The following is a 22449-nucleotide window of genomic DNA, read 5'->3' as shown; positions in this document are numbered from 1 at the left end:
CACGCCACTTCGTCTATGTTTTCAAGGTTTCAACGACATGACAAGCGTTAAATGCACGTGACCTTGTCGGATATGTCACATGCGAAAACGCCTCCTAATCCTTGAATTCGTCGCTACGGCTAGCCTGTGGCCGTGTCCACCAGCGCTCGGGTCCCGCTCACGATCGCGGCCGTCGTCGTCGCCCTGCAGGCGCTGGCGTTCCTCGGCCTCGCGGTCGCCGACCTGACGGGGCTCGCCTCCGACCGGGTCGGTCTGGGGCTCGGGATCGCCCTGGTCCTGCTGCTGCTGGGGCTGGGCCTGCTCGCGGCGGCGCTCGGTCTCGCGCGCGGGCTGCACGGGGCACGGGGACCGGTCGTCGTGACCCAGCTGATCGGCCTGGGTTTGGCCTGGTCGCTGCGCCACCCCGATCCCAACACGGGGGACAACCGCGTGGTCGGCGCCGTGATCGCCGGATCGGCGGTCGTGGTGCTCGCGTGCCTCGCGACGCGCGCCGCTCGCCGGGCCCTCGCCGACCGCCCTGCCGAGGCGGGCCCCGAGAACGGCGTGTGACAGACTGGTCGGCGGGGCACACCCCGTCCTCCCCGCGGCACACGCACCGCACCGGCAGCCGGACCGGCGCCGTCCGACGTACACGCTGCTCCGAGGAAGCATGGCCATCCACACCGACCCTGATCTGCTCATGACGCTCACCGACCACGACGACCCCGTCTTCGCGCTGCACCGCGGAGGCAAGATGAGTATCAGCGCGTCGGTGTCGCTCGTGAACGCCGACGACCTGGCCCTCGCGTACACCCCGGGGGTGGCTCGCGTCTGCGAGGCCATCGCCGCGGATCCCGAGGTCGCCCACGAGTACACGTGGGTCTCCAACACGGTCGCCGTCGTCACCGACGGCACCGCGGTCCTGGGGCTCGGCGACATCGGCCCGGCCGCCGCCATGCCCGTCATGGAGGGCAAGGCCATCCTGTTCAAGCAGTTCGGCGCCGTCGACGCGATCCCCGTCGCCCTCGACACCACCGACACCGACGAGATCGTCGAGACGATCGTGCGGCTCGCGCCGACGTTCGGCGGCATCAACCTCGAGGACATCTCGAGCCCGCGCTGCTTCGAGATCGAGCGGCGGCTCATCGAGCGCCTCGACATCCCGGTCTTCCACGACGACCAGCACGGCACGGCCGTCGTCGTCCTGGCCGGCCTCTACAACGCGCTGCGGCTCACCGAACGCGAGCCTGACGAGATCAAGGTCGTCATCTCCGGCGCCGGCGCTGCCGGTGTCGCGATCACGAAGATCCTGCGCTCCGCGGGCGTCCGCAAGATCAGCGTCGTCGACCGCACGGGCGTCATCGTGCCGGGTCGCGACGGCCTCAACGAGGTCAAGGAGTGGCTCGCCGAGGCGACCGCCGGCTGGGCGAGGCCGGGAACGGTCGCCGAGGCCCTCGACGGCGCCGACGTCTTCATCGGCGTCTCCGGCGGCACGATCCCCGAGGAGGCCGTGGCGCGGATGGCCCCGGACGCGATCATCTTCGCGCTGGCCAACCCGAACCCCGAAGTCCACCCCGACGTCGCCGCGCGCCATGCGCGCATCGTCGCCACGGGTCGCTCGGACTTCCCGAACCAGCTCAACAACGTGCTGGTCTTCCCGGGCATCTTCCGTGGCGCGCTCGACGTGCGCGCCACCGCGATCTCGGAGTCGATGAAGCTGGCGGCCGCCCGCGCGATCGCCGACCTGGTTTCGGACGACGAGCTCACGGAGGCGTACATCGTCCCGTCGCCGTTCGACCCGCGTGTCTCGCAGGCCGTCGCGCGCGCCGTCACCGACACCGCACGCCGCGACGGTCTCGCCCGCCGCCCGTACTGAGGACCCGCCACCCGTGGAGCTGACCCGATCGGCAGCGGCTAGGGTCGATCACGGCTCGTCCACGACCTGAGGAGATCCCGTTGTTCGCCGTCTACGCCCAGTCCATGGATCCGAAGGACCCGATGAAGGGTCTCGTCGTGGGGGAGCGGCCCGACCCGCACGTCCCTGACGGCTGGACGACCGTGACGGTCAAGGCGGCCTCCATCAACCACCACGACGTGTGGAGCCTGCGCGGCGTCGGCCTGCGGGACGAGTCGCTGCCGATGATCCTGGGCTGCGACGCGGCCGGTCTCGACGAGGACGGCAACGAGGTCATCGTGCACGCCGTCATCAGCGACCCGGACTGGGTCGGCGACGAGACGCTCGATCCGCGCCGCTCGCTGCTCTCGGAGCGGTACCAGGGCACCTTCGCCGAGAAGGTCGCCGTCCCGCGCCGCAACGTCATCGCCAAGCCCGAGGGCCTGTCGCTGGCCGAGGCCGCGACGCTGCCGACGGCATGGCTGACCGCCTACCGGATGCTGTTCACGCAGGCCGACCTCCGTCCGGGCGACGCCGTGCTGGTGCAGGGCGCCGGTGGCGGGGTCGCGACGGCGGCGATCACGCTGGCTCGCGCGGCCGGCTTCCGGGTCTTCGCCACGAGCCGCGACGAGGACAAGCGCGCCAAGGCTGTCGAGATCGGCGCGCACGAGGCGTTCGAGTCCGGCGCCCGTCTGCCGGTCAAGGTCGACGCGGTCATCGAGACCGTCGGTGCGGCGACGTGGTCGCACTCGATCAAGTCGATGCGTCCCGGCGGCACCCTCGTCATCGCGGGCGCCACCTCGGGTGACGCGCCCACTCATGCCGAGCTGACCCGGATCTTCTTCCAGCAGATGCGCGTCCACGGCTCGACGATGGGCACCCGCGACGAGCTGCGCCGGCTCGCCGAGTTCCTCGCCGTGACCGGCACGAAGCCGCTCATCGACGCCGAGATCCCGATGGAGAACGCCGCCGAGGGTCTGCAGCGGGTCGTCGACGGCGACGTCTTCGGCAAGATCGTCCTGACCCGCCCCTGAGGTCTCCGGCGCGCTCAGTCCTCGTCGTCGAGGCGGGCCAGCCACGTGGCCAGCCGCTCGACGGGTACCTCGAACTCGGGGTTCAGGTCCACGAAGACCGAGAACTGCTCGGCCAGCCACGCGAAGGAGACCTCCTCCTCGCCGCGGCGGGCCGAGAGCTCCTCGATCCCACGGTCGGTGAAGTACACCGTGTGCCTCAGGCGAACGCGCGGTTCATCAGGTCGCGGGACTCGGCCACGTGCACCGAGTGCGAGCCCACCGAGGGCGCCGACGACTCGGGCCGGGTGACCTGCGTCATCGGCACGTCGAACGCATCGCGCAGGTGCAGCGCGACGTGCGGCCACGGACCCTGGTTCTCGGGCTCGTCCTGGACCCAGCGCAGCTCGCGCAGGTTCGGGAACTTCGCGAGCTCGGCCTTGATCTCCTCGAGCGGACGCGGGTACAGCTGCTCGAGCCGGATGATCGCCGTGCGGGACGAGTCGCCCTCGCGCTCCTTGCGCTCGGCGACCAGGTCCCACGTGATCTTGCCCGAGCACAGCACGACGCGCTCGACCTTGTCGGCATCGACCGTGGCGTCGCCGATCACCTTGCGGAAGAAGCCGGAGGTGAAGTCCTCGGGCTGCGACGTCGCCTGCTTGTTGCGCAGCATCGACTTCGGGGTGAAGACGATCAGCGGACGGTGCTCGGCCTCGAGGTTCTGGCGGCGCAGCAGGTGGAAGTACGACGCGGGCGTCGACGGCTGGGCGACCGTGAACTCGTCGTTCGCGGCGAGCGTCAGGAAGCGCTCGATGCGGCCCGACGAGTGGTCGGGGCCCTGGCCCTCGTGACCGTGCGGCAGCAGCAGGACGACGCCCGACTTCTGACCCCACTTGGTCTCACCGGCGCTGATGTACTCGTCGATGACGGACTGGGCGCCGTTGACGAAGTCGCCGAACTGGGCCTCCCACATCGTGAGCGCCTCGGGCCGCGCGACCGAGTAGCCGTACTCGAAGCCGAGCGCGGCGTACTCGCTCAGCAGCGAGTCGTAGACGTAGAACGTCGCCTGGTCCTCGGCCACGTGCGCCAGCGGAGTCCACTCCTCGGCGTTCGTGCGGTCGATGATCGTCGCGAAGCGGGTCGTGAACGTGCCACGACGTGAGTCCTGGCCGACGAGGCGCACGGGACGGCCCTCGGTCAGCAGCGAGCCCATCGCGATGATCTCGCCCGTGCCCCAGTCGATCGGGCCGGCCGTGATCGACGCGGCCCGGCGCTGCAGCTGGGGCAGCACCTTCGGGTGGACCGTGAAGCCGTCCGGCACGTTCGTGTACGAGTCGGCGATCGCCTTGAGGGTGTCGGGGCTGACCGACGTCACCAGCACCCGCTCGTACGGCTTGTCCGGGTAGTCCGGGGTGCGCGAGTAGTCGGTGTTGTCATGCTCGGCCTGCTTGACCTTCGCGAGGTTCTGCTCGAGCAGCTTCTGGTAGTCCTTGAGGGCTTCCTCGGCTTCCTCGAGCGTGATGTCGCCACGACCGACGAGCGCCTCGGTGTAGAGCTTGCGCACCGACTTCTTCTGCTCGATCGTGTCGTACATCAGCGGCTGGGTGAAGCTCGGGTCGTCGCCCTCGTTGTGACCGCGACGGCGGTAGCAGACCAGGTCGATCACGACGTCCTTGTTGAACGCGCGACGGTACTCGTAGGCCAGCTGCGCGGCGCGGATGCACGCCTCGGGATCATCGCCGTTGACGTGGAAGATCGGCGCCTGGACCATCCGCGCGACATCGGTGCAGTAGGTCGAGGAGCGCGACGAGGCGGGGCTGGTCGTGAAGCCGACCTGGTTGTTGACGATCACGTGGATCGTGCCGCCCGTGCGGTAGCCACGCAGCTGGGACAGGTTGAGCGTCTCGGCGACGACTCCCTGGCCCGCGAACGCCGCGTCGCCGTGGACGAGCACCGGCAGCACCGGGAACTCCTCGCCGCGGTTCAGCACGTCCTGCTTGGCGCGGGCGATGCCCTCGAGCACGGGATCGACGACCTCGAGGTGCGACGGGTTCGCCGCGACCGAGACCTTGATCTTGTCGCCGTGCACCGACGTGAACTCGCCGTCGACGCCCAGGTGGTACTTGACGTCACCGGAGCCCTGGACGGTGCGCGGGTCGATGTTGCCCTCGAACTCGCGGAACACCTGCGCGGGGTCCTTGCCGGCGATGTTGACCAGCACGTTGAGACGGCCGCGGTGGGCCATCCCGATGCAGACCTCCTCGAGGCCGTCGGCGGCCGCGGCCTCGGCGATCTCGTCGAGCAGCGGGACCATCGTCTCGCCGCCCTCGAGGCTGAACCGCTTCTGACCGACGAACTTCGTCTGCAGGAACGTCTCGAAGGCCTCGGCCTGGTTGAGCTTCTGCAGGATCCGCAGCTGCTCCTCACGCGGTTCCTTCACGTGCGGGCGCTCGATGCGCTCCTGGAACCACTGACGCTCCTGCGGCTCCTGGATGTGCATGTACTCGACGGCCATCGTGCGCACGTACGAGTCGCGCAGGATGCCCAGGATCTCGCGCAGCTTCATGAAGCGCTTGCCCGACGCCTTGCCGAACGAGCCGACCGGGAACTCCCGGTCGAGGTCCCACAGGGTCAGCCCATGCGACTCGATGTCGAGGTCGGGGTGGGTGCGCTGGCGGTACTCGAGCGGGTTGGTGTCGGCCATCAGGTGGCCGCGCACGCGGAACGAGTGGATCAGCTCGAGGACGCGCGCCTGGCGGTCGACGTCGTCGTCGTGGCTGACCGAGATGTCCTTGGCCCAGCGGATCGGCTCGTAGGGGATGCGCAGCGACCGGAAGATCTTGTCGTAGAAACCCTCCTCGCCGAGCAGCAGCTGGTGCACGCGGCGCAGGAACTCGCCGGACTGCGCGCCCTGGATGACGCGGTGGTCGTACGTCGAGGTGAGGGTCATCATCTTCGACACGGCCATCTGCGCGATCGTGTCGTCGGAGGCGCCCTGGAACTCCGGCGGGTACTCCATCGAGCCGACGCCGATGATGACGCCCTGACCGGACATGAGGCGCGGCACCGAGTGGTTCGTGCCGATGCCGCCGGGGTTGGTCAGGCTGACGGTCGTGCCCTGGAAGTCGACGACCTCGAGCTTGTTGTCGCGCGCCTTGCGCACGATGGTCTCGTAGCCGCGCCAGAACTGCGCGAAGTCCATCGTCTCGGCGGCCTTGATGTTCGGCACGAGCAGCTGACGCGAACCGTCGGCCTTCTGCACGTCGATCGCGAGGCCGAAGTTGACGTGCTCGGGGTTGAGCTGGACCGGCTTGCCGGCCTCGTTGTACTCGAACCCGGTGTTCATCTCGGGCATCGACTTGATCGCCTGGACGACGGCGAAGCCGATGAGGTGCGTGAACGACACCTTGCCGCCTCGGGCGCGGGCGAGGTGGTTGTTGATGACGACGCGCTGGTCGAAGAGCAGCTTGACCGGCACGGAGCGAACGCTCGTCGCGGTCGGCACCGTGAGGCTGGCGTCCATGTTGGCGGCCGTGCGGGCGGCGGCGCCCTTCAGGACGATCTTCTCGACCTCGCCGGGCCCGGAGGGCGTCTCGTCCTTCGCGGCGGGCTTCGCCGGAGCGGCCTTCGCGGCGGGCCGGGCCGGCGGCGTGGCCTTGGCCGGCTGCGGAGTGGCCTTGGCGGCCGGCGCGTTCGTGGCGTTGGCGTTCGGCGCGGCCGGCGCGACGGCCGGCGACGGCGGGTTCTTCTCCTCCGCGGCGCGCGAGGCGGGGCTCTTGGCCGGGGTCGCCGGAGCGCTCGTCTCATGAGCCTGCTGCTGGGCCACCGGCTCGGCCGCCTTGGTCGTGCCGTGATCGGACGCACCGTTGGATCCGTACCCCCCTTCGCGGAAGAAGGTCGCCCACTTCACGTCCACCGACGCGGGGTCGGAGCTGAAGCGTTCGTACATCTCTTCGACGAGCCATTCGTTGCTGCCGAAATCGGGGTGGTTCGCGTCGTTCTTCGTCGCGATGGGGGAGGACTCGGCCACGGCCTGAATCGCCTCTTCCGAAGTATTGCTGGCGCATTTCGCGCACGGTGGGACTCATGACAGCCTAACGCGACGACGAAGCCGATCGCAGGCAGGTCGGGCAATGCGTCGTGGGTTGTCGTCGCCGTGCGACGAACCGTGTGGCGCGTGTCACACGGTTCGTCGCACGGGCTGCGTCAGTCGGTCTCGAGCGCGGCGTCGAGCGTGATGTCGTCGACCCCGTCGAGGGCCTTGCTCACGGGACACGTGGCCTTCGCCTCCTCGGCGATCTCGAGGAAGCCGGCCTCGTCGATGCCCTCGACCTCGGCGCGCACGGTGAGCGCGATCCGCGGGATCTTGAAGCCGCCGTCCGGATCGGGCCCGAGCGAGACCTCCGCGGTCGTCTCGACCGAGATGGGCGTCGCGCCCGCCTGGCCGAGCAGCGCGGTGAGTTGCATCGTGTAGCACGAGGAGTGCGCGGCGGCGATCAGCTCCTCGGGGTTGGTCGCTCCACCCCCGTCCTCGGACGAGCGCTTGGGGAACGAGACCTCGAACGTGGCCAGACCGGACGACGTGAGCTCGACCTGACCCGATCCATCCTCGAACCCGCCGTCCCAGGCAGTGCGTGCGGTGCGCGTGGGCATGGAGACCTCCTGAGGTTCTGGTGTGCAGGGCTGTGGGCCGGTGGCCCGCTTCCGACGCTAGTCACGATCCACCGGATCCGCACGGGTCTATCGTCGAGCCGTGCTGGAGATCACCGAGGTCGCGGACGGAATCTGGTTCGCGCGCACCGACGTCGTCAACTGGATCGTCCTGGTCGAGGGCGACCGGGTCGCGCTCGTGGACTGCGGGTACCCGGGCCAGGCCGCGCTCGTGGAGGAGTCCGTGCGTCGCGCGGGAGCCTCGATGTCGCAGGTCGAGGCGCTGCTCGTCACCCACAACCACGTCGACCACACCGGATCGATGCCACGTCTCGAGGCGCAGGGCGCACGCGTGCTGGCCGGTGCGCAGGAGCTGCCGATGTTGCGTGGCGAGCAGGTCGAGAGCGCCACGGCCCTCGACGTGCTCGTGCGCTCTTGGCGGCCGCGCGTGCTGCGCTGGGGCCTGCGGATCGCGCGGCTGGGCGGCTCGCAGCATCCGCGCGCCGAGCACCCGCAGGCCGTCACGCCGGGCCGGCCGCTCGATGTCCCGTGGTCGCCCGTGCCCGTCCCGCTCGCCGGGCACACGTCCGGCCACACGGCGTGGTACTTCCCGGCCCAGCGGGCGATCGCGACCGGCGACGCGCTCGTCACCGGCCACTCGCTCAGTGCCGTCGAGGGTCCCCAGGCGATCGACGGCTTCTTCCACCATGACGTCGCGCAGCTGCGCCGCACCCTGCCGGACCTCTCGGGCCTCGACGCCGACCTCGTCCTGCCCGGCCACGGCCCCGCGCTGCGGATGCCGATCGCCGAGGCCGTCGCGCAGGCACTGCGTGCGTGAGGCTTGACGCGCTCAGGTGTAACTGCGGTTTAATGCTCCCGTGCCGGGCTGTACCGGCCGATGCCGAGGGAGAGCGTCATGGGACGGATGCATGTCGTGCGAGGGTTCCTGGCCGCCACGGTGGTCGCGGCGTCGCTGGCGTTCACGGGTCAGTCCGCGTCCGCGTCCGCGGCCCCGGCGCCGTTGCCGAAGGTCGAGGTCAGCGGGACGTGCGTCGGCATCGCGTCGTACTCGGCCGCCGAGCGGCAGCAGCTCGCCACGCTGAGCGACACCGGCACGCTCACGGGACTGGCCGACGGCCGGGCGCGGATGGAGCGGATCACCCCGTTGCTCGTCGACCGCGGTGACCGACGAGGGATCTTCGCGCTCTTCTACCGCAACATCCTGCGCGAGGCCGTCCCCGCCCTCGCCGACACCGGCGCCTACGACGATCCCGCCTGGGTGACCGCGGTCAGCGAGGAGTTCTTCGTCCGCTACCTCGCGGCGTTGCACGCCAGCGTGACGGGCTCGACCATTCCCTCGGCCTGGCGCACGTTCTACCGCCAGGCCGCGGACTGCTCGGTCCGTCCCGGCCGGGTGGCCATGGCCGGCCTCGACGCCCACCTGATCCTCGACTTCCCGGCATCCATCGCGGCCACCGGCACGACGACGTCGAACTTCGACGACTACTACTCGATCGGCGCCCTGCTGCAGCAGGTCACCGAGGCGATCGGTGGCGAGCTGAAGGCCACGTACGGCGCGGACCTCACCGAGTTCTTCCACCTGTGGGCCTTCGGCGACAAGCTCGACGCGGTCGCGGGTCGCGGCATCACCACCACGCTGCTCTTCCAGGGCATCCGCACCGTGGCGTTCGCCTACGGGCTCGGCCTGCAGAATCCGTGGAAGGTGCTCGCCTCGACGGTGGCGATGCAGGGCACGTACGCGACGGCCGAGGGAGTCTCGGACCTGCTCGCCGCGGCGAAGCTGATCTGATCGGGCCGGACGGGTCTGCGACGATGCTCCGGTGACCTCGAGCGCAGCAGACCGCCCCTTCGACCTGGCCGTGCTGGGGGTCGGCGCGCTGGGCGAGGCGATCGTCACGGGCCTGTCGACCAGTCCGGACGCGCCCACGATCGTGGTGTCGGGACGCAGTGCCGAGCGGTCGGCCCGGCTCGCGGCGACCTTCGCGAACGTCGAGGTCGACCCGGACAACCAGTCGCTCGCCGACCGCGCGCGGACGATCGTCCTGGCGGTCCGACCCCAGGACGCCGTCCGCACGGTGACACCGCTGCGGTTCGGTCCGGACCAGGCGGTCGTCAGCGTCATGGCCGCGCTCTCGATCGCCCAACTGACTGCGCTCGTGGGTCCTGCCGCGCCGGTCGCGCGCGCAATCCCGCACGTGGGTGTCGCGCGCCGGGCCGTGGCGACGCCGGTCTTTCCCGCGACCGACGCGGCCCGCGCGGTGTTCGAGCCGCTGGGGGGCGTGATCGCGCTGGCGTCCGAGACCGACGTCGACGGGGTCTCCGTGGCGTCGGCGACCGTGGCGGCCCACCTCGAGTACGTGGGAGTGGTCGCGGACTGGCTGACGGCGCAGGGCCTCGCGCGCGAACAGGTCGTCGGGCTGCTGGGCGGGATCTTCGCCGAGACGGCGCACGAGCTGCGCGATGCCCCCGATCCGGTCGCGCTGGCGGCGGCCCACGCGACGCCCGGCGGACTCAACGAGCGGTTCGCGGACCACCTGCGGACGGCGGGCGTGTTCGACGCGGTCGCCGAGGGACTCGACCGTGGGCTCGAGTCGGTCCGCGGGAACCGACTCACGCAGGACTGACGCGGTTTCCCCCACTTCCCGTCGCGAGCGTGCTAGGGCTTTCCCATGGAGTCGATCGACGAATACGTCGTGCGCACGCTGCCCGCGCTCCCCGAGGACGCCGGAGCCGCGCTCGACGAGGGGACGGTCGCCGAGCTGCGCGCGTTGTTCGCCGCGCAGGTGCAGAGCCGGCACCTCGACCACGCCGCGCGGTGGCTGCAGGCCCGCGGCAGTGGGCACTACACGATCGGCTCGGCCGGCCACGAGAGCAACGCGGCGCTCGGCCTGCGCTCGCGGGTGACCGACCCGGCGCTGCTGCACTACCGCTCGGGGGCGCTGTACGCGGCGCGGGCGGCGAAGGCCGAGATGGCCAACCCCGTCCGGGCGATCCTGCTCAGCCTCGTCAGCGCCCGCAGCGACCCGATGTCGGGCGGCCGGCACAAGGTGTTCGGTCATCCGGCGCTGAGCATCGTGCCCCAGACGTCCACGATCGCGTCGCACCTGCCGCGTGCTGTCGGCCTGGGCCTCGGGCTGGAGTTCGCGCGAGCGGCCGGCCGGCACACGGCCTGGCCCACGGACGCCGTGGTGCTGTGCAGCTTCGGCGACGCCTCGGTCAACCACTCGACGGCTCTCGGCGCGCTGAACGCCGCGGCGTACCTGACCCATCGCGGGCTGGACTGCCCCGTGCTGTTCGTGTGCGAGGACAACCGCATCGGCATCAGCACGGCCTCCCCGCCGGGCTGGCCCGACGCGATGCTGGCCGGCCTGTCGGGCGTCGAGTACCGCACGGTCGACGGTGACGACCCGTTGGCGTTGCTGGAGGTCACGGGTGCGGCGGTCGAGGCCGTGCGCGCGACGCGCAGGCCGTCGGTCCTGCACCTGCGGACCGTGCGGTTCATGGGCCACGCCGGTTCGGACGCGGAGATCGCCTACCGCACGCCACGCCAGATCGAGGCCGACCACGAACGCGACCCACTCGTGGCCACGGCGCGGGTGCTCGTGGGTGCGGGGGCGATGTCCGGCGCCGAGGCGCTCGCTGAGTACGAGCGCATGCGATCGACCGTCGCGACCGAGGCCGAGGCGGTGCTGGCGGAGGCGCACCTGGACACGCGCGCTTCGGTGATGGCGCCGCTCGAGCTGCCCGCGATCTCCGCGCCGGAGCGCCCGGGCGCACCGGTCCCCGACGACGCCCGGCTCACCCTGGCCCAGGCCGTCAACGCGACGCTGGCCGAACTGCTCGAGGAGCGGCCCGAGGCGCTGCTCTTCGGTGAGGACGTCGCGATCAAGGGCGGCGTCTACGGCGTGACCCGCGGGCTGCGCAAGCGGTTCGGTGGCCTGCGCGTCTTCGACACCCTGCTGGACGAGCAGACGGTCCTCGGCACGGCGCTGGGCACCGCGCTCGCCGGATTCGTGCCCATCCCGGAGATCCAGTACCTCGCCTACCTGCACAACGCCGAGGACCAACTGCGAGGCGAGGCGGCGTCGCTCGCGTTCTTCTCCGGGGGTCAGTACCGCAACGGGATGGTCGTCCGGGTCGCCGGACTGGCGTACCAGCGCGGGTTCGGCGGGCACTTCCACAACGACAACTCCGTCGCCGTGCTGCGTGACATTCCCGGCATCGTGCTGGCCGTGCCGAACCATCCCGCCGACGCCCCGGGCCTGCTGCGAGCGTGCTTCGAGCTCGCCCGACAGGGTCGCGTGTGCGTGTTCCTGGAGCCGATCGCGAGGTATCACACCCGCGACCTGCACACCGACGGCGACGGGCTCTGGACCGCATCGCTGCCCGCGCCCGACGAGGCCGGCGGCTTCGTCCGGCCCGGTGAGATCGGGACGTACGGTGACGGCGGCGACGTCGTCCTCGTGACGTTCGGCAACGGCACCTACCTGGGCCTGCGCGCGGCCGAGACCCTGCGCGAGCAGGGCGTCGAGGCGACCGTGATCGACCTGCGCTGGCTCGTGCCGCTGCCCGAGGCCGCCCTCGCCGAGGCGTGCCGCGGGTTCGACCGTGTCCTTGTCGTGGACGAGACCCGTCGTGCCGGCGGTGTTGGCGAGGGCGTCGTCACGTCCCTCGTCGAGAGCGGCTACGCGGGCCGGATCGCGCGCGTGTCCAGCGCCGACAGCTTCATCCCGCTCGGCCCGGCCGCCGACACCGTCGTGCTCGGCGAGCAGGAGATCGTCGACGCGGCACGCGCTCTCGTGCAGTCCTGAACGGGCTCATCCGTCCGGCGGACCGTCCCCGAACCGGTCGGAGAGCGCGTAGCGCAGCAGCACGACGTCGCCGAGCGTGCGGGTTCCGGCGAGCCGGGCGCGGTGCCGGTCGTCCCACGGGAAGGCCCCGTCGCCGACGAACCGGCACGCCCGCGAGTCACCGACGAACAACGGGGCCACGACGAGGTGGAGCTCGTCGGCGAGCCCGTGGGTGAGGAACTGCGTGTGGATGCTTCCCCCGCCCTCGACCATGAGCCGCCGCACGCCGCGGGCGCCGAGGTCGTCGACGACGTCGTCCAGGCCCACGGGGAACCCCACGTCGACGACCTCGGCCAGGTCCGCGAGGCGTGCCCGCAACCCGTCGGCCTTGGGGGTCGCGCAGTACACGAGCCTCGCGGCCGGCCCGGCGGTGAAGAAGTTCGCGGTAACGTCGAGCTCGCCCCGCTCGGTGATGGTGACCTTCGTGGGGGACGGGGGCCGACCCTGCGCGATGCGTCGTCGCCGTCGCTCGGGGCTGCGGACCAGCAGGCGCGGATCGTCCCGCCGGACCGTCCGGGCACCGACGAGGATCGCGTCGGCCCACGCACGGACCTCGTCGACCCGGTCGAGGTCCGCGGCGTTGGAGAGCACGAGCCGCTCGTCCCCGGAGTCGTCGAGGTACCCGTCGAGGGACATGCCGCAGCTGAGCACCGTGTACGGACGGCTGGTCGCGTCAGCCATGAGGCGCTCCGTGGGCGGTCGGACGTCGTGGACTCGAGTCGGCCGCGAGAACGACGGCGCCCGGAAGGGTCGCCACGATCGACATGACGCCGTAGACGACGGCGACCGTGACGCCGGTGGAGGCGCCGAGACCAGCGAGGGCGAAGGCCCACGCGGCGACGCCCTCCCGCGGGCCCCAGCCGGCGATGTTCACGGGGACCGCCATCGCGACGAGGACCAGCAGGGCGATCGGCACGAGCCGCCCCACGGGCGCGTGGACACCGGTCGCCCAGGCGGCGGCGAGGAACATCGCGACGTAGCCGGCGACCGCGGCGGCGCTCGCTGCGACGATCCCGATCCCGCGGCGTCCCGCGGCCAGCGAGCGCAGGTCGGCCAGCACGACTCGGCGGACCCGCCGCGTGGCGAGGCAGGCCGCCACCGCGACGACCGTGACGAGCACGGCGACCATCGGGCCGTGCAGCCCGAACGGACCCGGCAGGACCGCGATGGCCGCGACGGTGAGGGTCACCTGGACGACCTGGCCGAGGGCGCGGTCCCAGCCGACCGCCCGCAACCCGCGAGCCCGGTGGCCGTCCTCCCGACCGAGCCGTAGTCCGCGATGGACGTCGCCGAGCACGCCGCCGGGCAGGGTCGCGTTGAGGAACTGTGCCCGGTACGACGCGGCGACCGCCGTCGTCAGGTCGAGGTGGGTGCCCAGACCGGCGGTGACGAGCCGCCACCGGTGGGCGGCGCACAGCGTCGTGCCCGCGCCGACGACCAGCGCGATCGTCAGGACGCGGGCGTCGACGAGGCGGAGACCGTCGAGGAAGGGGCCGGCCCCGAGTCGCCAGGCCAGCACCGCGACGAGGGTGAGCGCCAGCGCGGGCCGGGCGATCCGCCACGCCGTCTCGCGCGTCATCGCGGCACCTCCGCCGGTCGGGAGGCGACCGCGTCCAGCACTCGCTCGATCTCGGTGACGGTCCGGTCCCAGTCGTCGAGTGTCGTGCGGCGCCTGCGGGCACCATCCCGCAGGCGCGCCCGGAGCGCCGGGTCGGTGAGCCAGCGGCGGAGTGCCGCCGTCAGGGCCGACGGATCGCCGGGCGGGACGAGGATGCCCGCGGCGGGTGATCCGAGCGACTCGGGCACGCCGCCGGTGTCGCTCGCCACGACGGGCAGGCCGCGGGCGAGGGCCTCGGCGACCACCATGCCGTAGCCCTCGCCGAGGGTCGGATGCACGAGCAGGTCGGCGGAGGCGTAGGCCCGTGACAGCGCGCCACGGTCCATCGCGCCGGTGAGGGTGACGCCCGAGGGCGCGAGGCGGGCCAGGTCGTCGGCGAAGTCCGGGTCGACGGCGGTCGATCCCACGACGGTGCACGTCCACTCGAGGCTCGCGAGGCGCCGGAGCGCCTCGAGCAGCACGGCCTGTCCCTTCGCGGGGGTCAGCGCGCCGACGCACAGCAGGCGCGAGCCCTCGGGCGTCACGGAGGCGAGGTGCGCCCGATCGGTGCCCGGGGTCGCCACGTGGACGAGGCGTGGGTCGAGACCGTGCAGCGCGACGAGCCGGGACGCGGTCCAGGCGCTCGTCGCCACGACGGCGGTGCAGGAGCGCAGGGCGCGGCGCTCCGCGTCGGCGAGGTCGGCGCCGCCGGTCTCGGCCGGCTGGGCGCCGAAGGCCTGGTGCTGCAGGCCGACGAGCCGGAGCCTGCCCGCGTGGGTCTCGAGTGCGCTCGGTGCCCGCGTCGCGAGCAGGCCGTCGACCACCAAAGTGTCGCCGTCGTCGGCGCGCTGGAGCGTGGCGTCGAGTCGGGTCGCGGACGAGCGCTGGGTGACGACGTCGCGACCGCGGGCGACGAGGCCCTCGATGATCCGGGCGTCGTAGTGGTTCCCGCCACTGGGCCGCCCCGGATCGTCGAAGCCCTCCGGCACGACGACGTGGACGCTCACGGCGCCCGCTCGTATCCGGCCGACGCGACGTGGGACTCGTGCAGCACCACGCCGATCGCGGCGAGGTCGCCGGGCCCCACGCCCAGGGCTCCCGCACGCGCCTGCTCCGCGAGCCGGTCGGCGATGTGCCGTGCCAGCACCTCGGTCGTCGTGTTCGTCCCGGCGAACGCCGGCTCCTCGTCGAGGTTGCGGTACGTCAGGTCGGCCACGACCGCCCGCAGCGCTTCGGTCGCGCGCCCGATGTCCAGGACGATGCCGTGCTCGTCGAGGCCGTCCCGCCGGAAGGTGGCGTCGACGACGTACGTCGCGCCGTGCAGGCGCTGGGCCGGACCGAACACGTCGCCACGCAGGCTGTGGGCGATCATCAGGTGGTCCCGGACGGTCACGGTGAACACGGCGACTCCTCGTAGTCGATGGTGTGGCACAGGGCGCGGAGGTCGCCCCGGGCCAGGTCGGCGAGGACCTGCGGCAGCTCGTCGAACGGGGAGGACCCGCTCAGCAGGACGTCGAAGGCGTCGTCGCGCAGCAGCTCCATCGCCAGTTCGAGGCGCTGCGCGGGCGTGCGGCGACTGCGCCGGGCCGCCGCCACGGAGCCCACCTGGCTCGACCGGATCTGCAGTCGGCGGTCGTGGAAGTCCGCGCCGAGTCGCACGTGCGTGACGGCGTCGCCGTACCAGCTGAGGTCGAGGACGACGCCCTCGAAGCCGAGCAGGTCGAGGCTCGTCTGCAGGCCCGCCGACGTCGCGCTGGCGTGCACGACGAGGTCGAGGTCGCCCCCGGAGCGCTCGGCGGCGTCGTCGGGTGTCGCGAATCGGGCTCCCAGGGCGTCGGCGACCTCCGCGCGGGTCGGGTCGACGTCCACGAGGGTGACGCGCACGCCCGGCATCAGCGCGAGCAACCGTGCGACGCAGCAGCCGACCATGCCCGCGCCGACGACCGCGACCCGGTCGCCCACCCGCGGGCCGGCGTCCCACGCGGCGTTCACGGCCGTCTCGACCGTCCCGGCGAGCACGGCACGCATCGGCGGCACGCCGTCGGGCACGACCGTCAGTGCGGACGCCGGCACGACGTAGGAGGTCTGGTGCGGGAAGAGGCAGAACACCGTGCGGCCGACGAGGGGGTCCGGGCCCTGCTCGACGACGCCGACGTTGAGGTAGCCGTACTTCACGGGGCCCGGGAGGTCGCCCTCCTGGAACGGTGCGCGCATCCGCTCCCAGTGCGTCGCCGGCACGTGGCCGCCGAACACGAGCGTCTCGGTCCCGCGGCTGACCGCCGAGTGGAGGGTGCGCACCCGGGCGTCGCCGGGACCCGGGGGAGTGACCGCGACCTCGCGGATCTCGCCGATGCCCGGCGCGCGCACCCAGAAGGCGCGGGCGTGGTCGTCCATCGGGCCTCCTCGGGCGACCCCGGATTGAACCGGAGTGGCCGCCGACACGTCTGTGCTGGTGATGGGAGGTACGAGGTGCGAGCTCGTCCGGTTCAATCCGTCGTCGTCCCGACGCGCGTCGTCCGCCCGGGTCCGGCGGACCTCGTCACGGGGGCGCGTGCCGTGCTCGTGGCGGTCGTGGCCGCGCTCGTCGTGGCCGGCACCCCCGCGGTCCTCGTGGTCGTGCTGGCGGTGACGGCGCTGGTCCTCGACGGCGTCGACGGCCACGTGGCCCGCCGGACGGGTACGGAGTCGGAGTTCGGGGCCGCCTTCGACATGGAGGTCGACGCGCTGCTCATCCTCGTGCTGAGCCTCGCTGTCGCCCCGTCGATCGGCTGGTGGGTGCTGCTCATCGGTGCGGCCCGGTACCTGCTCGGTGCGGCCACGCTGGTCCTGCCCTGGCTGCGTCGACCGGTCCCCGTGCGCTGGTGGGCCAAGGTGGTCGCCGTCTTCCAGGGGGTCGCCCTCACGGTCGCGGTCTCGGGAGTGCTCGCGCCGGGACCCGTGAGGCTGCTCCTGCTGGTCGCCCTCGGACTGCTCGCCGAGTCCTTCTGGCACCAGGTCCGCTGGCTCGCCCGACACCGGACGGTCGCACCATGAGCGCGCGTTCGGTCCCGGTCTCCCGGGTCCTGCAGGGTCTCGCGGCGGGGGTCGCGCTCGCGGTGGTCTGGTTCGCGCTCGTGGCGCCCGACCAGTGGAGTGCGTGGTCCCTCGGTGCGTTCGCGCGCCTGCCCCTCGAGCTCGTCGTGCTCGCGAGCCTCGCGTGGCTGCTGCCTCACCGGTGGTGGACGGTCGTGGCCGTGCTCGTCGGGGCGGTCGTGGGTCTCGTCGCGGTGCTCAAGGTGCTCGACGTGGGGTTCTACGAGGTGCTCGACCGGCCCTTCGACCTGCTCGTCGACTGGGGCTACCTCGGCTCGGCGGTCGGCGTCGTCGAGGACTCGCTCGGATCCGCGGCGGCGGTCGGGCTCACGGTGTTCGCCGTGCTGGCGGCCGCGGTCGTCCTGGTGCTCGTGCCCGTGGCGCTCGTCCGCGGTGGTCGCGTCGTCCGGGAGCACCGCCGCGGGGCGGGGCGCGGCCTCGCCGTGGCGTGGTCCGCGATCGCCGTGCTGGCCCTCTTCGGTCTCCCGGCGACCACCGCCTCGGCCTCGTCGTACGTGTACGACGAGGTCGCCGGCATCCCGGCGGGACTGGCGGACCAGCGCGAGTTCGCCCGCGCCGCGCGCGAGGACCCGCTCGCCGGCGTCTCCGGAGGCGACCTGTTCGGCGCCCTGCGGGGCAAGGACCTCCTGCTGGTGTTCGTCGAGAGCTACGGCCGGGTCGCGCTCGAGGACTCCGTGATGGCGCCGGGAGTCCGAGCGGTCCTCGACCAGCAGGCCACGCAGCTCGAGGCGAGCGGGTTCGCGGGTCGCAGTGCGTTCCTCACCTCACCCACCTTCGGCGCCGGCAGCTGGCTCGCGCATGCGTCGATCCAGTCGGGACTGTGGGTCGACTCCCAGCGCCGGTACGACGTCCTGGTCACGGGATCGCGCCTGACCCTCAGCGACCTGTTCGGCCGGGCCGGCTGGCGCACGGTCGGGGTCGTGCCGGCGAACACGCACGACTGGCCCCAGGGCGAGTTCTACGACTACGCGCGGGTGTACGACTCGCGGGACCTGGGCTACGCGGGTCCGCGATTCGGCTACGCGACGATGCCCGACCAGTACACGCTCGAGGCGTTCGCGCAGCGCGAGCTGGCGGGGTCGGGTCGACCCCCGGTGTTCGCCGAGATCGACCTCATCTCCTCCCACGCGCCGTGGGCGCCGCTGCCGAGGATGATCCCGTGGCCGGACGTCGGGGACGGGTCGGAGTTCGACGGCATGCCCGAGCAGGGCCGCAGCCGGGCGCAGACGTGGCGCGACGCGAGCACCGTGCGGTCCGCCTACGGCGAGTCGATCGAGTACACGCTGACGGCGCTCGGCTCGTGGGTGCGCCGGTATGCCGACGACGACACGGTCCTGGTGGTCCTCGGCGACCACCAGCCGGCGACGATCGTGTCTGGGCGCGATCCCGGCCGCGACGTGCCCGTCACGGTGCTCGCCCACGACCCCAAGGTCCTCGCGGCGCTCGACGACTGGGGCTGGCAGGCGGGGCTGCACCCGAGCCCCGACGCGCCCGTGTGGCGGATGGATGCGTTCCGGGACCGGTTCGTGGCGGCGTACAGTCCGAGCCGAGAGCTCTCCCGAGGGGAGGGGCGATGACGACCGACGACGACGTCGCGCTGATGCGACGCCTGCACGACGAGCACGCCGCGGCGCTGTGGGGCTACTGCCTCGGGCTGACGGCGCGCGATCGCGGTCGCGCGGAGGACGTCGTGCAGGAGACGCTCATGCGTGCGTGGCGTCATCGCGAGGTGCTCGAGCGATCCGACGCGGCGGTGCGCAGCTGGCTGTTCACGGTCGCCCGCCATCTCGTGATCGACGAGTGGCGCACCCGCCGGAGCCGCATGGAACTCAGCGTCGCCGACGTCCCCGAGAGCGGCGATCGCGGTGACGAGACCGAGGGGCTGCTGCTGTCGTGGGTCGTCGCGGAGGCCCTGACGTCGTTGTCGGCCGACCACCGCGCCGTCCTGCTGGAGTGCTACTACGGGGGTCGATCGGTGGCCGAGGCGGCGGCGCGGCTCGGCGTCCCCGAGGGCACCGTGAAGTCGCGGACGCACTACGCGCTGCGGGCGTTGAGGCTCGCGCTCGAGGAGTTGGGGGTGGGCGGATGAACCCCTGCGCCTACGAGCGGTGGGACGGCGCCTACGTCCTGGGCTCACTGACTCCCGCGGAGCGCCGCGAGTACGAGCACCATCTCGGCACGTGCGACGAGTGCTCGCGAGCCGTGCGGCGACTCGCCGGTGTGCCCGGGCTGCTGGCGCGGGTCGGACCGGAGGTGCTCGAGGAGCCCGAGGAACCGGTCCCGGCGACCCTCCTGCCTGCCCTCGCGGCGCGGGTCCGACGCCGTCGCCGTCGTGGCCGGCTCGTCGCCGCCCTGGTCGCCGCGGCCGCCGTGACGGCGATCGCGGTGGCGGTCCCGCTCGTCGCCGACCGGGGGAGTCGGGACGTCGCCGACGTCACCGCGACGGGCGCGACGCCGGTGGCGATGACGACGGTCGGTGGTGCACCGGTCAAGGGAGCGCTGGCCCTCGAGTCGGTGCGCTGGGGAACCCGCCTGGACCTCACGTGCTCCTACGCGAGCGGCGGCGGGTACGACGGCGGGTCGGAGCCGGCGGGGGAGACCTACCGGCTCATCGTCCACACACGCGACGGGCAGGTCGAGCAGGTCGGGACCTGGCGTGGCGTCGACGGCGCCACGATGCACCTGACTGCCGCGACGTCCGCGGAGCGCGACGAGATCGCCGAGGTCGAGGTGCGTCGCGCCGACGACACCCCGGTGCTCCGGGTCAGCGGCTGACGCGCCGGCCGACCGGCCGCCGGTGGGCGGACAGCAACAGCAGGCCCGCGACGATCGCGACGACCTCCGAGATCGCGGCGGCCCACGTGTAGGTGCCGCGCCAGTGCTCGTGGACGCCGAAGAGGCCGCTCGGCAGCGTGGCGATCGTGAACGCCAGCAGCGTCGAGACGCCGAACCCGACGGCGAGGAAGGCCGGGATCCAGTGCTGCCACGTCAGCAGCAGGATCGCGATCACGACGCCGGCGACGACGTTCATCAGGAAGGCGGGTCCGACGACGTCCTCGTCCCGGAACCCGTCGAGCCAGAGCTTGAGATGGACGTATGCCGAGACGAGCACCGCGACGGCGGCGACGATGCGCAGGGGCAGATTGACCTGGTTCATGATGACTCCGGTCGGCCCGGTCCCGACCCTCGGGGCTGCAGGCCTCATCGAGCAGTACGGTGCGCGCCGCCGGACCGTTCACCCGTCACGGCGACGCGCGCGGGTCCACCCGCGCTGGGGTGAGGGCACACCACCCTGCCGCGGGGCATGATGGTGGCTGCCCGACGCTGTCGGGTGGCATTTCACACACTGCGTTCAAGGAGTTGCACGGTGGACAGTTTGACGACGGACTTCGGTGAGGTCCTTCTGTGGAGCTTGTGGTTCTTCATCTGGTTTGCCGCACTCATGGTGTGGTTCCGCTGCATCATCGACCTGTTCCGCGACCCCTCGCTCAGCGGTTGGGCCAAGGCGGGCTGGGCGGTGCTGCTGATCTTCGTGCCGTGGCTCGGCGCGCTGATCTACCTGATCGCCCGCGGTCGGAGCATGAACGAGCGCCAGCTCGCCGAGGCCGCCAAGATGCGGGCCGCGCAGGATGAGTACATCCGGCAGGCAGCAGGTTCCTCGACCGACGTGGCCGGGCAGATCGCCCAGGCGAAGCAGCTGCTGGACTCCGGCGTGATCGACGAGGCCGAGTTCGCCTCGCTGAAGGCCAAGGCCCTGGCCTGACCCTCGCGTCTCGACGCCATCCGGGTTCGTCATGCGGATCGCGGCCCCAGGGCCGCGGTGCGTATGACGCCCGGGTGGCGTTCTTTTTCGTGAATCTGGACCGCCAATACGAGTCGTAAAGCGCTTGGCTGAACGATGCGGCATGCGCGTCCTGTCAAACGTCGGTAGTGCCCTGTCGCCCAACTCCCCAAGTGAGCGGGTCCACTTGAGGTCTCGGGTCGGAAGCCATTTTTGTCCTCGCTCACGTGAGCCCCGAATCCATTCGGGTCAACTTCTCCTGTTGTGGGCCTCCGACGGGTCCATCTACGTTGCGAACATGAGGATGATCGGGGTTTTCATGGCGAGTGGGCTTTCTTTTGACTACGACGGGATGTGGCGGGGCCGAGACTAACGACACGAGCGAGCCAGATAAGAAACCGAAGTCGAGCGAGTGCACGAAGCTCAGTGCCGACATGCTGGACTCAATCGCCGAGGGTTTGAAACACACCGATACCGCAGTGGTGAAGGGGTATGCGGTGCCTCTCAAGGACGAGGACCAACAGTTCGGGTACACGGTTGCGGTTGCGGTGGACGTTCAAGTCGGCGACGACGAGGACCCGCAGGATGCGCGACTCGCTGCTGGCTCTGTCGATAGCGGTCCGATTATCGCGACGGATCATGTTGCGAGGTACCTGTTCACCTGGGGCGAGGCTGCCGAGGACGATTCGCCGGTCGGAACGTGGCGCGACTATATCTTCACGACCGCCGAGGCGAAGGCAGCCGTCGACTGTCTTGACGACTGACGTCGCCCTCGGACGGGCGGGGGGTGAATGGCTCAAGGTCAACGCGAGGTGTCTCATTCCGGCCCGGAGCGAGACAGCATGGCTCCGCGGATATCTACGGCGCCGGTAGCACGACCTTCAGAGCCCGGAGATTCGCAAATCGCCGCACGGTAGTGCTCGGCCATCGAACTTCCTCGGCGGACGAGCGCGACTCGCGACGTGCGCAGACAATGGCGAACTTACGCGCGAGACCTTCAGCAGTCGGTACGGCGGCTGTGATCAAATCGAAGCATATTGTGCGGCGCCCCCGGCAGGATTCGAACCTGCGCTCCCGCCTCCGGAGGGCGGTGCTCTATCCCCTGAGCTACGGGGGCCGCTCGCGGTGCGAACACCGCGACCACCAACGGTAGCGCACCGGTAGCGTTGGCCTCGTGCCCCCCACCGTCCTGATCGTCGACGACACGCCGTCGATCCGGTTCCTGATCCGCACGAATCTCGAACTGGCGGACTTCGAGGTCATCGAGGCCGAGGACGGTCAGGACTGCCTCGACGTGCTGGCGCGTCTGGAGACGCTGCCCGACGTCATCACGATGGACATGATGATGCCGCGCATGGACGGCGTCACGGCGATCGCGCGGATCCGCGCCGACCCGCGGCACGACGGCATCGGGATCGTCATGGTGTCGACGCAGGGCCAGCAGATCGACCTGACCCGGGCCAAGTCCGCCGGGGCCGACGAGTACGTCATCAAGCCGTTCGAGCCCGACGCCCTCGTCGAGACGGTCCGACGGGTCCTCGAATCTCGCCGGTAGCGCGCGCCGATACCCTTGT

Annotated in this window: 23 protein-coding genes and 1 tRNA gene; 14 read left to right on the top strand and 10 right to left on the bottom strand. The window is 71.5% G+C overall.

What is annotated here, in order from left to right; all coding sequences use genetic code 11:
* Nucleotides 1–132: 132 nt before the first annotated feature.
* From ACT26F_RS08315 to ACT26F_RS08305, 3 genes are all read left to right on the top strand, one after another.
* Complete coding sequence (locus ACT26F_RS08315; protein ID WP_471670047.1) at nucleotides 133–549, top strand: hypothetical protein; 417 nt, start codon at nucleotides 133–135, stop codon at nucleotides 547–549.
* Between the two features lie 100 nt (nucleotides 550–649).
* Entirely contained in the window at nucleotides 650–1855 is a 1206-nt protein-coding gene (locus tag ACT26F_RS08310) for an NAD(P)-dependent malic enzyme (protein ID WP_471670046.1), read from the top strand.
* A gap of 80 nt (nucleotides 1856–1935) precedes the next feature.
* On the top strand, nucleotides 1936–2907 hold the full coding sequence (locus ACT26F_RS08305; RefSeq protein ID WP_471670045.1) for a zinc-binding dehydrogenase: 972 nt from the start codon (nucleotides 1936–1938) through the stop codon (nucleotides 2905–2907).
* 14 nt (nucleotides 2908–2921) lie between these two features.
* On the opposite strand, the gene ACT26F_RS08300 is transcribed toward ACT26F_RS08305, so the two are convergent.
* The 3 genes from ACT26F_RS08300 to ACT26F_RS08290 form a co-directional block, all read right to left on the bottom strand.
* Nucleotides 2922–3095, bottom strand: a complete 174-nt coding sequence (locus ACT26F_RS08300) for a DUF6104 family protein (RefSeq protein WP_471670044.1) — start codon at nucleotides 3093–3095, stop codon at nucleotides 2922–2924.
* An 8-nt stretch (nucleotides 3096–3103) separates the two neighbouring features.
* A complete protein-coding gene (locus ACT26F_RS08295; protein ID WP_471670043.1) occupies nucleotides 3104–6913 on the bottom strand; it encodes a multifunctional oxoglutarate decarboxylase/oxoglutarate dehydrogenase thiamine pyrophosphate-binding subunit/dihydrolipoyllysine-residue succinyltransferase subunit in 3810 nt (1269 codons plus the stop codon).
* A 176-nt stretch (nucleotides 6914–7089) separates the two neighbouring features.
* Nucleotides 7090–7536, bottom strand: a complete 447-nt coding sequence (locus tag ACT26F_RS08290; protein ID WP_471670042.1) for an OsmC family protein — start codon at nucleotides 7534–7536, stop codon at nucleotides 7090–7092.
* Between the two features lie 100 nt (nucleotides 7537–7636).
* Here ACT26F_RS08290 and ACT26F_RS08285 point away from each other — a divergent pair, with 100 nt between their 5' ends.
* The 4 genes from ACT26F_RS08285 (at nucleotide 7637) to ACT26F_RS08270 (ending at nucleotide 12365) form a co-directional block, all read left to right on the top strand.
* Nucleotides 7637–8371 (top strand): MBL fold metallo-hydrolase, encoded by a 735-nt coding sequence (locus ACT26F_RS08285; protein WP_471670041.1) that lies wholly within the window; start codon nucleotides 7637–7639, stop codon nucleotides 8369–8371.
* 78 nt (nucleotides 8372–8449) lie between these two features.
* Nucleotides 8450–9343 carry a DUF5995 family protein gene (locus ACT26F_RS08280; RefSeq protein WP_471670040.1) on the top strand — a complete coding sequence of 298 codons (894 nt, stop codon included), beginning with the start codon at nucleotides 8450–8452 and terminating at the stop codon, nucleotides 9341–9343.
* 31 nt (nucleotides 9344–9374) lie between these two features.
* Nucleotides 9375–10178: an NAD(P)-binding domain-containing protein gene (locus ACT26F_RS08275; protein WP_471670039.1), complete on the top strand. Its 804-nt coding sequence runs from the start codon at nucleotides 9375–9377 to the stop codon at nucleotides 10176–10178.
* A gap of 45 nt (nucleotides 10179–10223) precedes the next feature.
* A complete protein-coding gene (locus tag ACT26F_RS08270; RefSeq protein WP_471670038.1) occupies nucleotides 10224–12365 on the top strand; it encodes a thiamine pyrophosphate-dependent enzyme in 2142 nt (713 codons plus the stop codon).
* Between the two features lie 6 nt (nucleotides 12366–12371).
* On the opposite strand, the gene ACT26F_RS08265 is transcribed toward ACT26F_RS08270, so the two are convergent.
* From ACT26F_RS08265 to ACT26F_RS08245, 5 genes are read right to left on the bottom strand one after another with little or no spacing between them, the layout of a single operon-like run.
* On the bottom strand, nucleotides 12372–13085 hold the full coding sequence (locus tag ACT26F_RS08265; protein ID WP_471670037.1) for a RibD family protein: 714 nt from the start codon (nucleotides 13083–13085) through the stop codon (nucleotides 12372–12374).
* Nucleotides 13078–13983 carry a lysylphosphatidylglycerol synthase transmembrane domain-containing protein gene (locus tag ACT26F_RS08260; RefSeq protein ID WP_471670036.1) on the bottom strand — a complete coding sequence of 302 codons (906 nt, stop codon included), beginning with the start codon at nucleotides 13981–13983 and terminating at the stop codon, nucleotides 13078–13080. Before ACT26F_RS08260 ends, ACT26F_RS08265 begins: the two co-directional genes overlap by 8 nt.
* Nucleotides 13980–15008, bottom strand: a complete 1029-nt coding sequence (locus ACT26F_RS08255) for a glycosyltransferase family 4 protein (RefSeq protein ID WP_471670035.1) — start codon at nucleotides 15006–15008, stop codon at nucleotides 13980–13982. The genes ACT26F_RS08260 and ACT26F_RS08255 overlap by 4 nt, the downstream gene beginning before the upstream one ends.
* Nucleotides 15005–15403 carry a 6-pyruvoyl trahydropterin synthase family protein gene (locus ACT26F_RS08250; protein WP_471670034.1) on the bottom strand — a complete coding sequence of 133 codons (399 nt, stop codon included), beginning with the start codon at nucleotides 15401–15403 and terminating at the stop codon, nucleotides 15005–15007. Before ACT26F_RS08250 ends, ACT26F_RS08255 begins: the two co-directional genes overlap by 4 nt.
* Nucleotides 15391–16395 (bottom strand): zinc-dependent alcohol dehydrogenase, encoded by a 1005-nt coding sequence (locus ACT26F_RS08245; protein WP_471670033.1) that lies wholly within the window; start codon nucleotides 16393–16395, stop codon nucleotides 15391–15393. Before ACT26F_RS08245 ends, ACT26F_RS08250 begins: the two co-directional genes overlap by 13 nt.
* A gap of 75 nt (nucleotides 16396–16470) precedes the next feature.
* Between ACT26F_RS08245 and ACT26F_RS08240 the strand changes: the two genes are divergently transcribed.
* Genes ACT26F_RS08240 through ACT26F_RS08225 form a run of 4 tightly spaced genes read left to right on the top strand, consistent with a single transcriptional unit; the run spans nucleotide 16471 to nucleotide 19869 of the window.
* Nucleotides 16471–17034, top strand: a complete 564-nt coding sequence (locus tag ACT26F_RS08240) for a CDP-alcohol phosphatidyltransferase family protein (RefSeq protein WP_471670032.1) — start codon at nucleotides 16471–16473, stop codon at nucleotides 17032–17034.
* Nucleotides 17031–18671: an alkaline phosphatase family protein gene (locus ACT26F_RS08235; RefSeq protein ID WP_471670031.1), complete on the top strand. Its 1641-nt coding sequence runs from the start codon at nucleotides 17031–17033 to the stop codon at nucleotides 18669–18671. Before ACT26F_RS08240 ends, ACT26F_RS08235 begins: the two co-directional genes overlap by 4 nt.
* Entirely contained in the window at nucleotides 18668–19183 is a 516-nt protein-coding gene (locus ACT26F_RS08230) for a sigma-70 family RNA polymerase sigma factor (protein WP_471670030.1), read from the top strand. Before ACT26F_RS08235 ends, ACT26F_RS08230 begins: the two co-directional genes overlap by 4 nt.
* On the top strand, nucleotides 19180–19869 hold the full coding sequence (locus tag ACT26F_RS08225) for an anti-sigma factor family protein (RefSeq protein WP_471670029.1): 690 nt from the start codon (nucleotides 19180–19182) through the stop codon (nucleotides 19867–19869). Before ACT26F_RS08230 ends, ACT26F_RS08225 begins: the two co-directional genes overlap by 4 nt.
* On the opposite strand, the gene ACT26F_RS08220 is transcribed toward ACT26F_RS08225, so the two are convergent.
* Nucleotides 19859–20251: a hypothetical protein gene (locus ACT26F_RS08220; RefSeq protein WP_471670028.1), complete on the bottom strand. Its 393-nt coding sequence runs from the start codon at nucleotides 20249–20251 to the stop codon at nucleotides 19859–19861. The genes ACT26F_RS08225 and ACT26F_RS08220 overlap by 11 nt on opposite strands.
* A 210-nt stretch (nucleotides 20252–20461) precedes the next feature.
* On the opposite strand from ACT26F_RS08220, the gene ACT26F_RS08215 reads away from it, so the two are divergent.
* Together ACT26F_RS08215 and ACT26F_RS08210 are read left to right on the top strand one after the other, a co-directional pair.
* Nucleotides 20462–20857, top strand: a complete 396-nt coding sequence (locus tag ACT26F_RS08215; protein ID WP_471670027.1) for an SHOCT domain-containing protein — start codon at nucleotides 20462–20464, stop codon at nucleotides 20855–20857.
* A 452-nt stretch (nucleotides 20858–21309) separates the two neighbouring features.
* Complete coding sequence (locus ACT26F_RS08210; RefSeq protein ID WP_471670026.1) at nucleotides 21310–21639, top strand: hypothetical protein; 330 nt, start codon at nucleotides 21310–21312, stop codon at nucleotides 21637–21639.
* 281 nt (nucleotides 21640–21920) lie between these two features.
* On the opposite strand, the gene ACT26F_RS08205 is transcribed toward ACT26F_RS08210, so the two are convergent.
* Nucleotides 21921–21992: transfer RNA gene (locus tag ACT26F_RS08205), tRNA-Arg, on the bottom strand.
* Between the two features lie 57 nt (nucleotides 21993–22049).
* Between ACT26F_RS08205 and ACT26F_RS08200 the strand changes: the two genes are divergently transcribed.
* Nucleotides 22050–22430 (top strand): response regulator, encoded by a 381-nt coding sequence (locus ACT26F_RS08200; protein WP_471670025.1) that lies wholly within the window; start codon nucleotides 22050–22052, stop codon nucleotides 22428–22430.
* Nucleotides 22431–22449 lie beyond the last annotated feature (19 nt).

The sequence above is a fragment of the Aeromicrobium sp. SP1 genome (genome assembly GCF_055663785.1).
The sequence above is the reverse complement of the archived record's forward strand: the minus strand, read 5'-3'. Positions and strand labels throughout refer to the sequence as shown.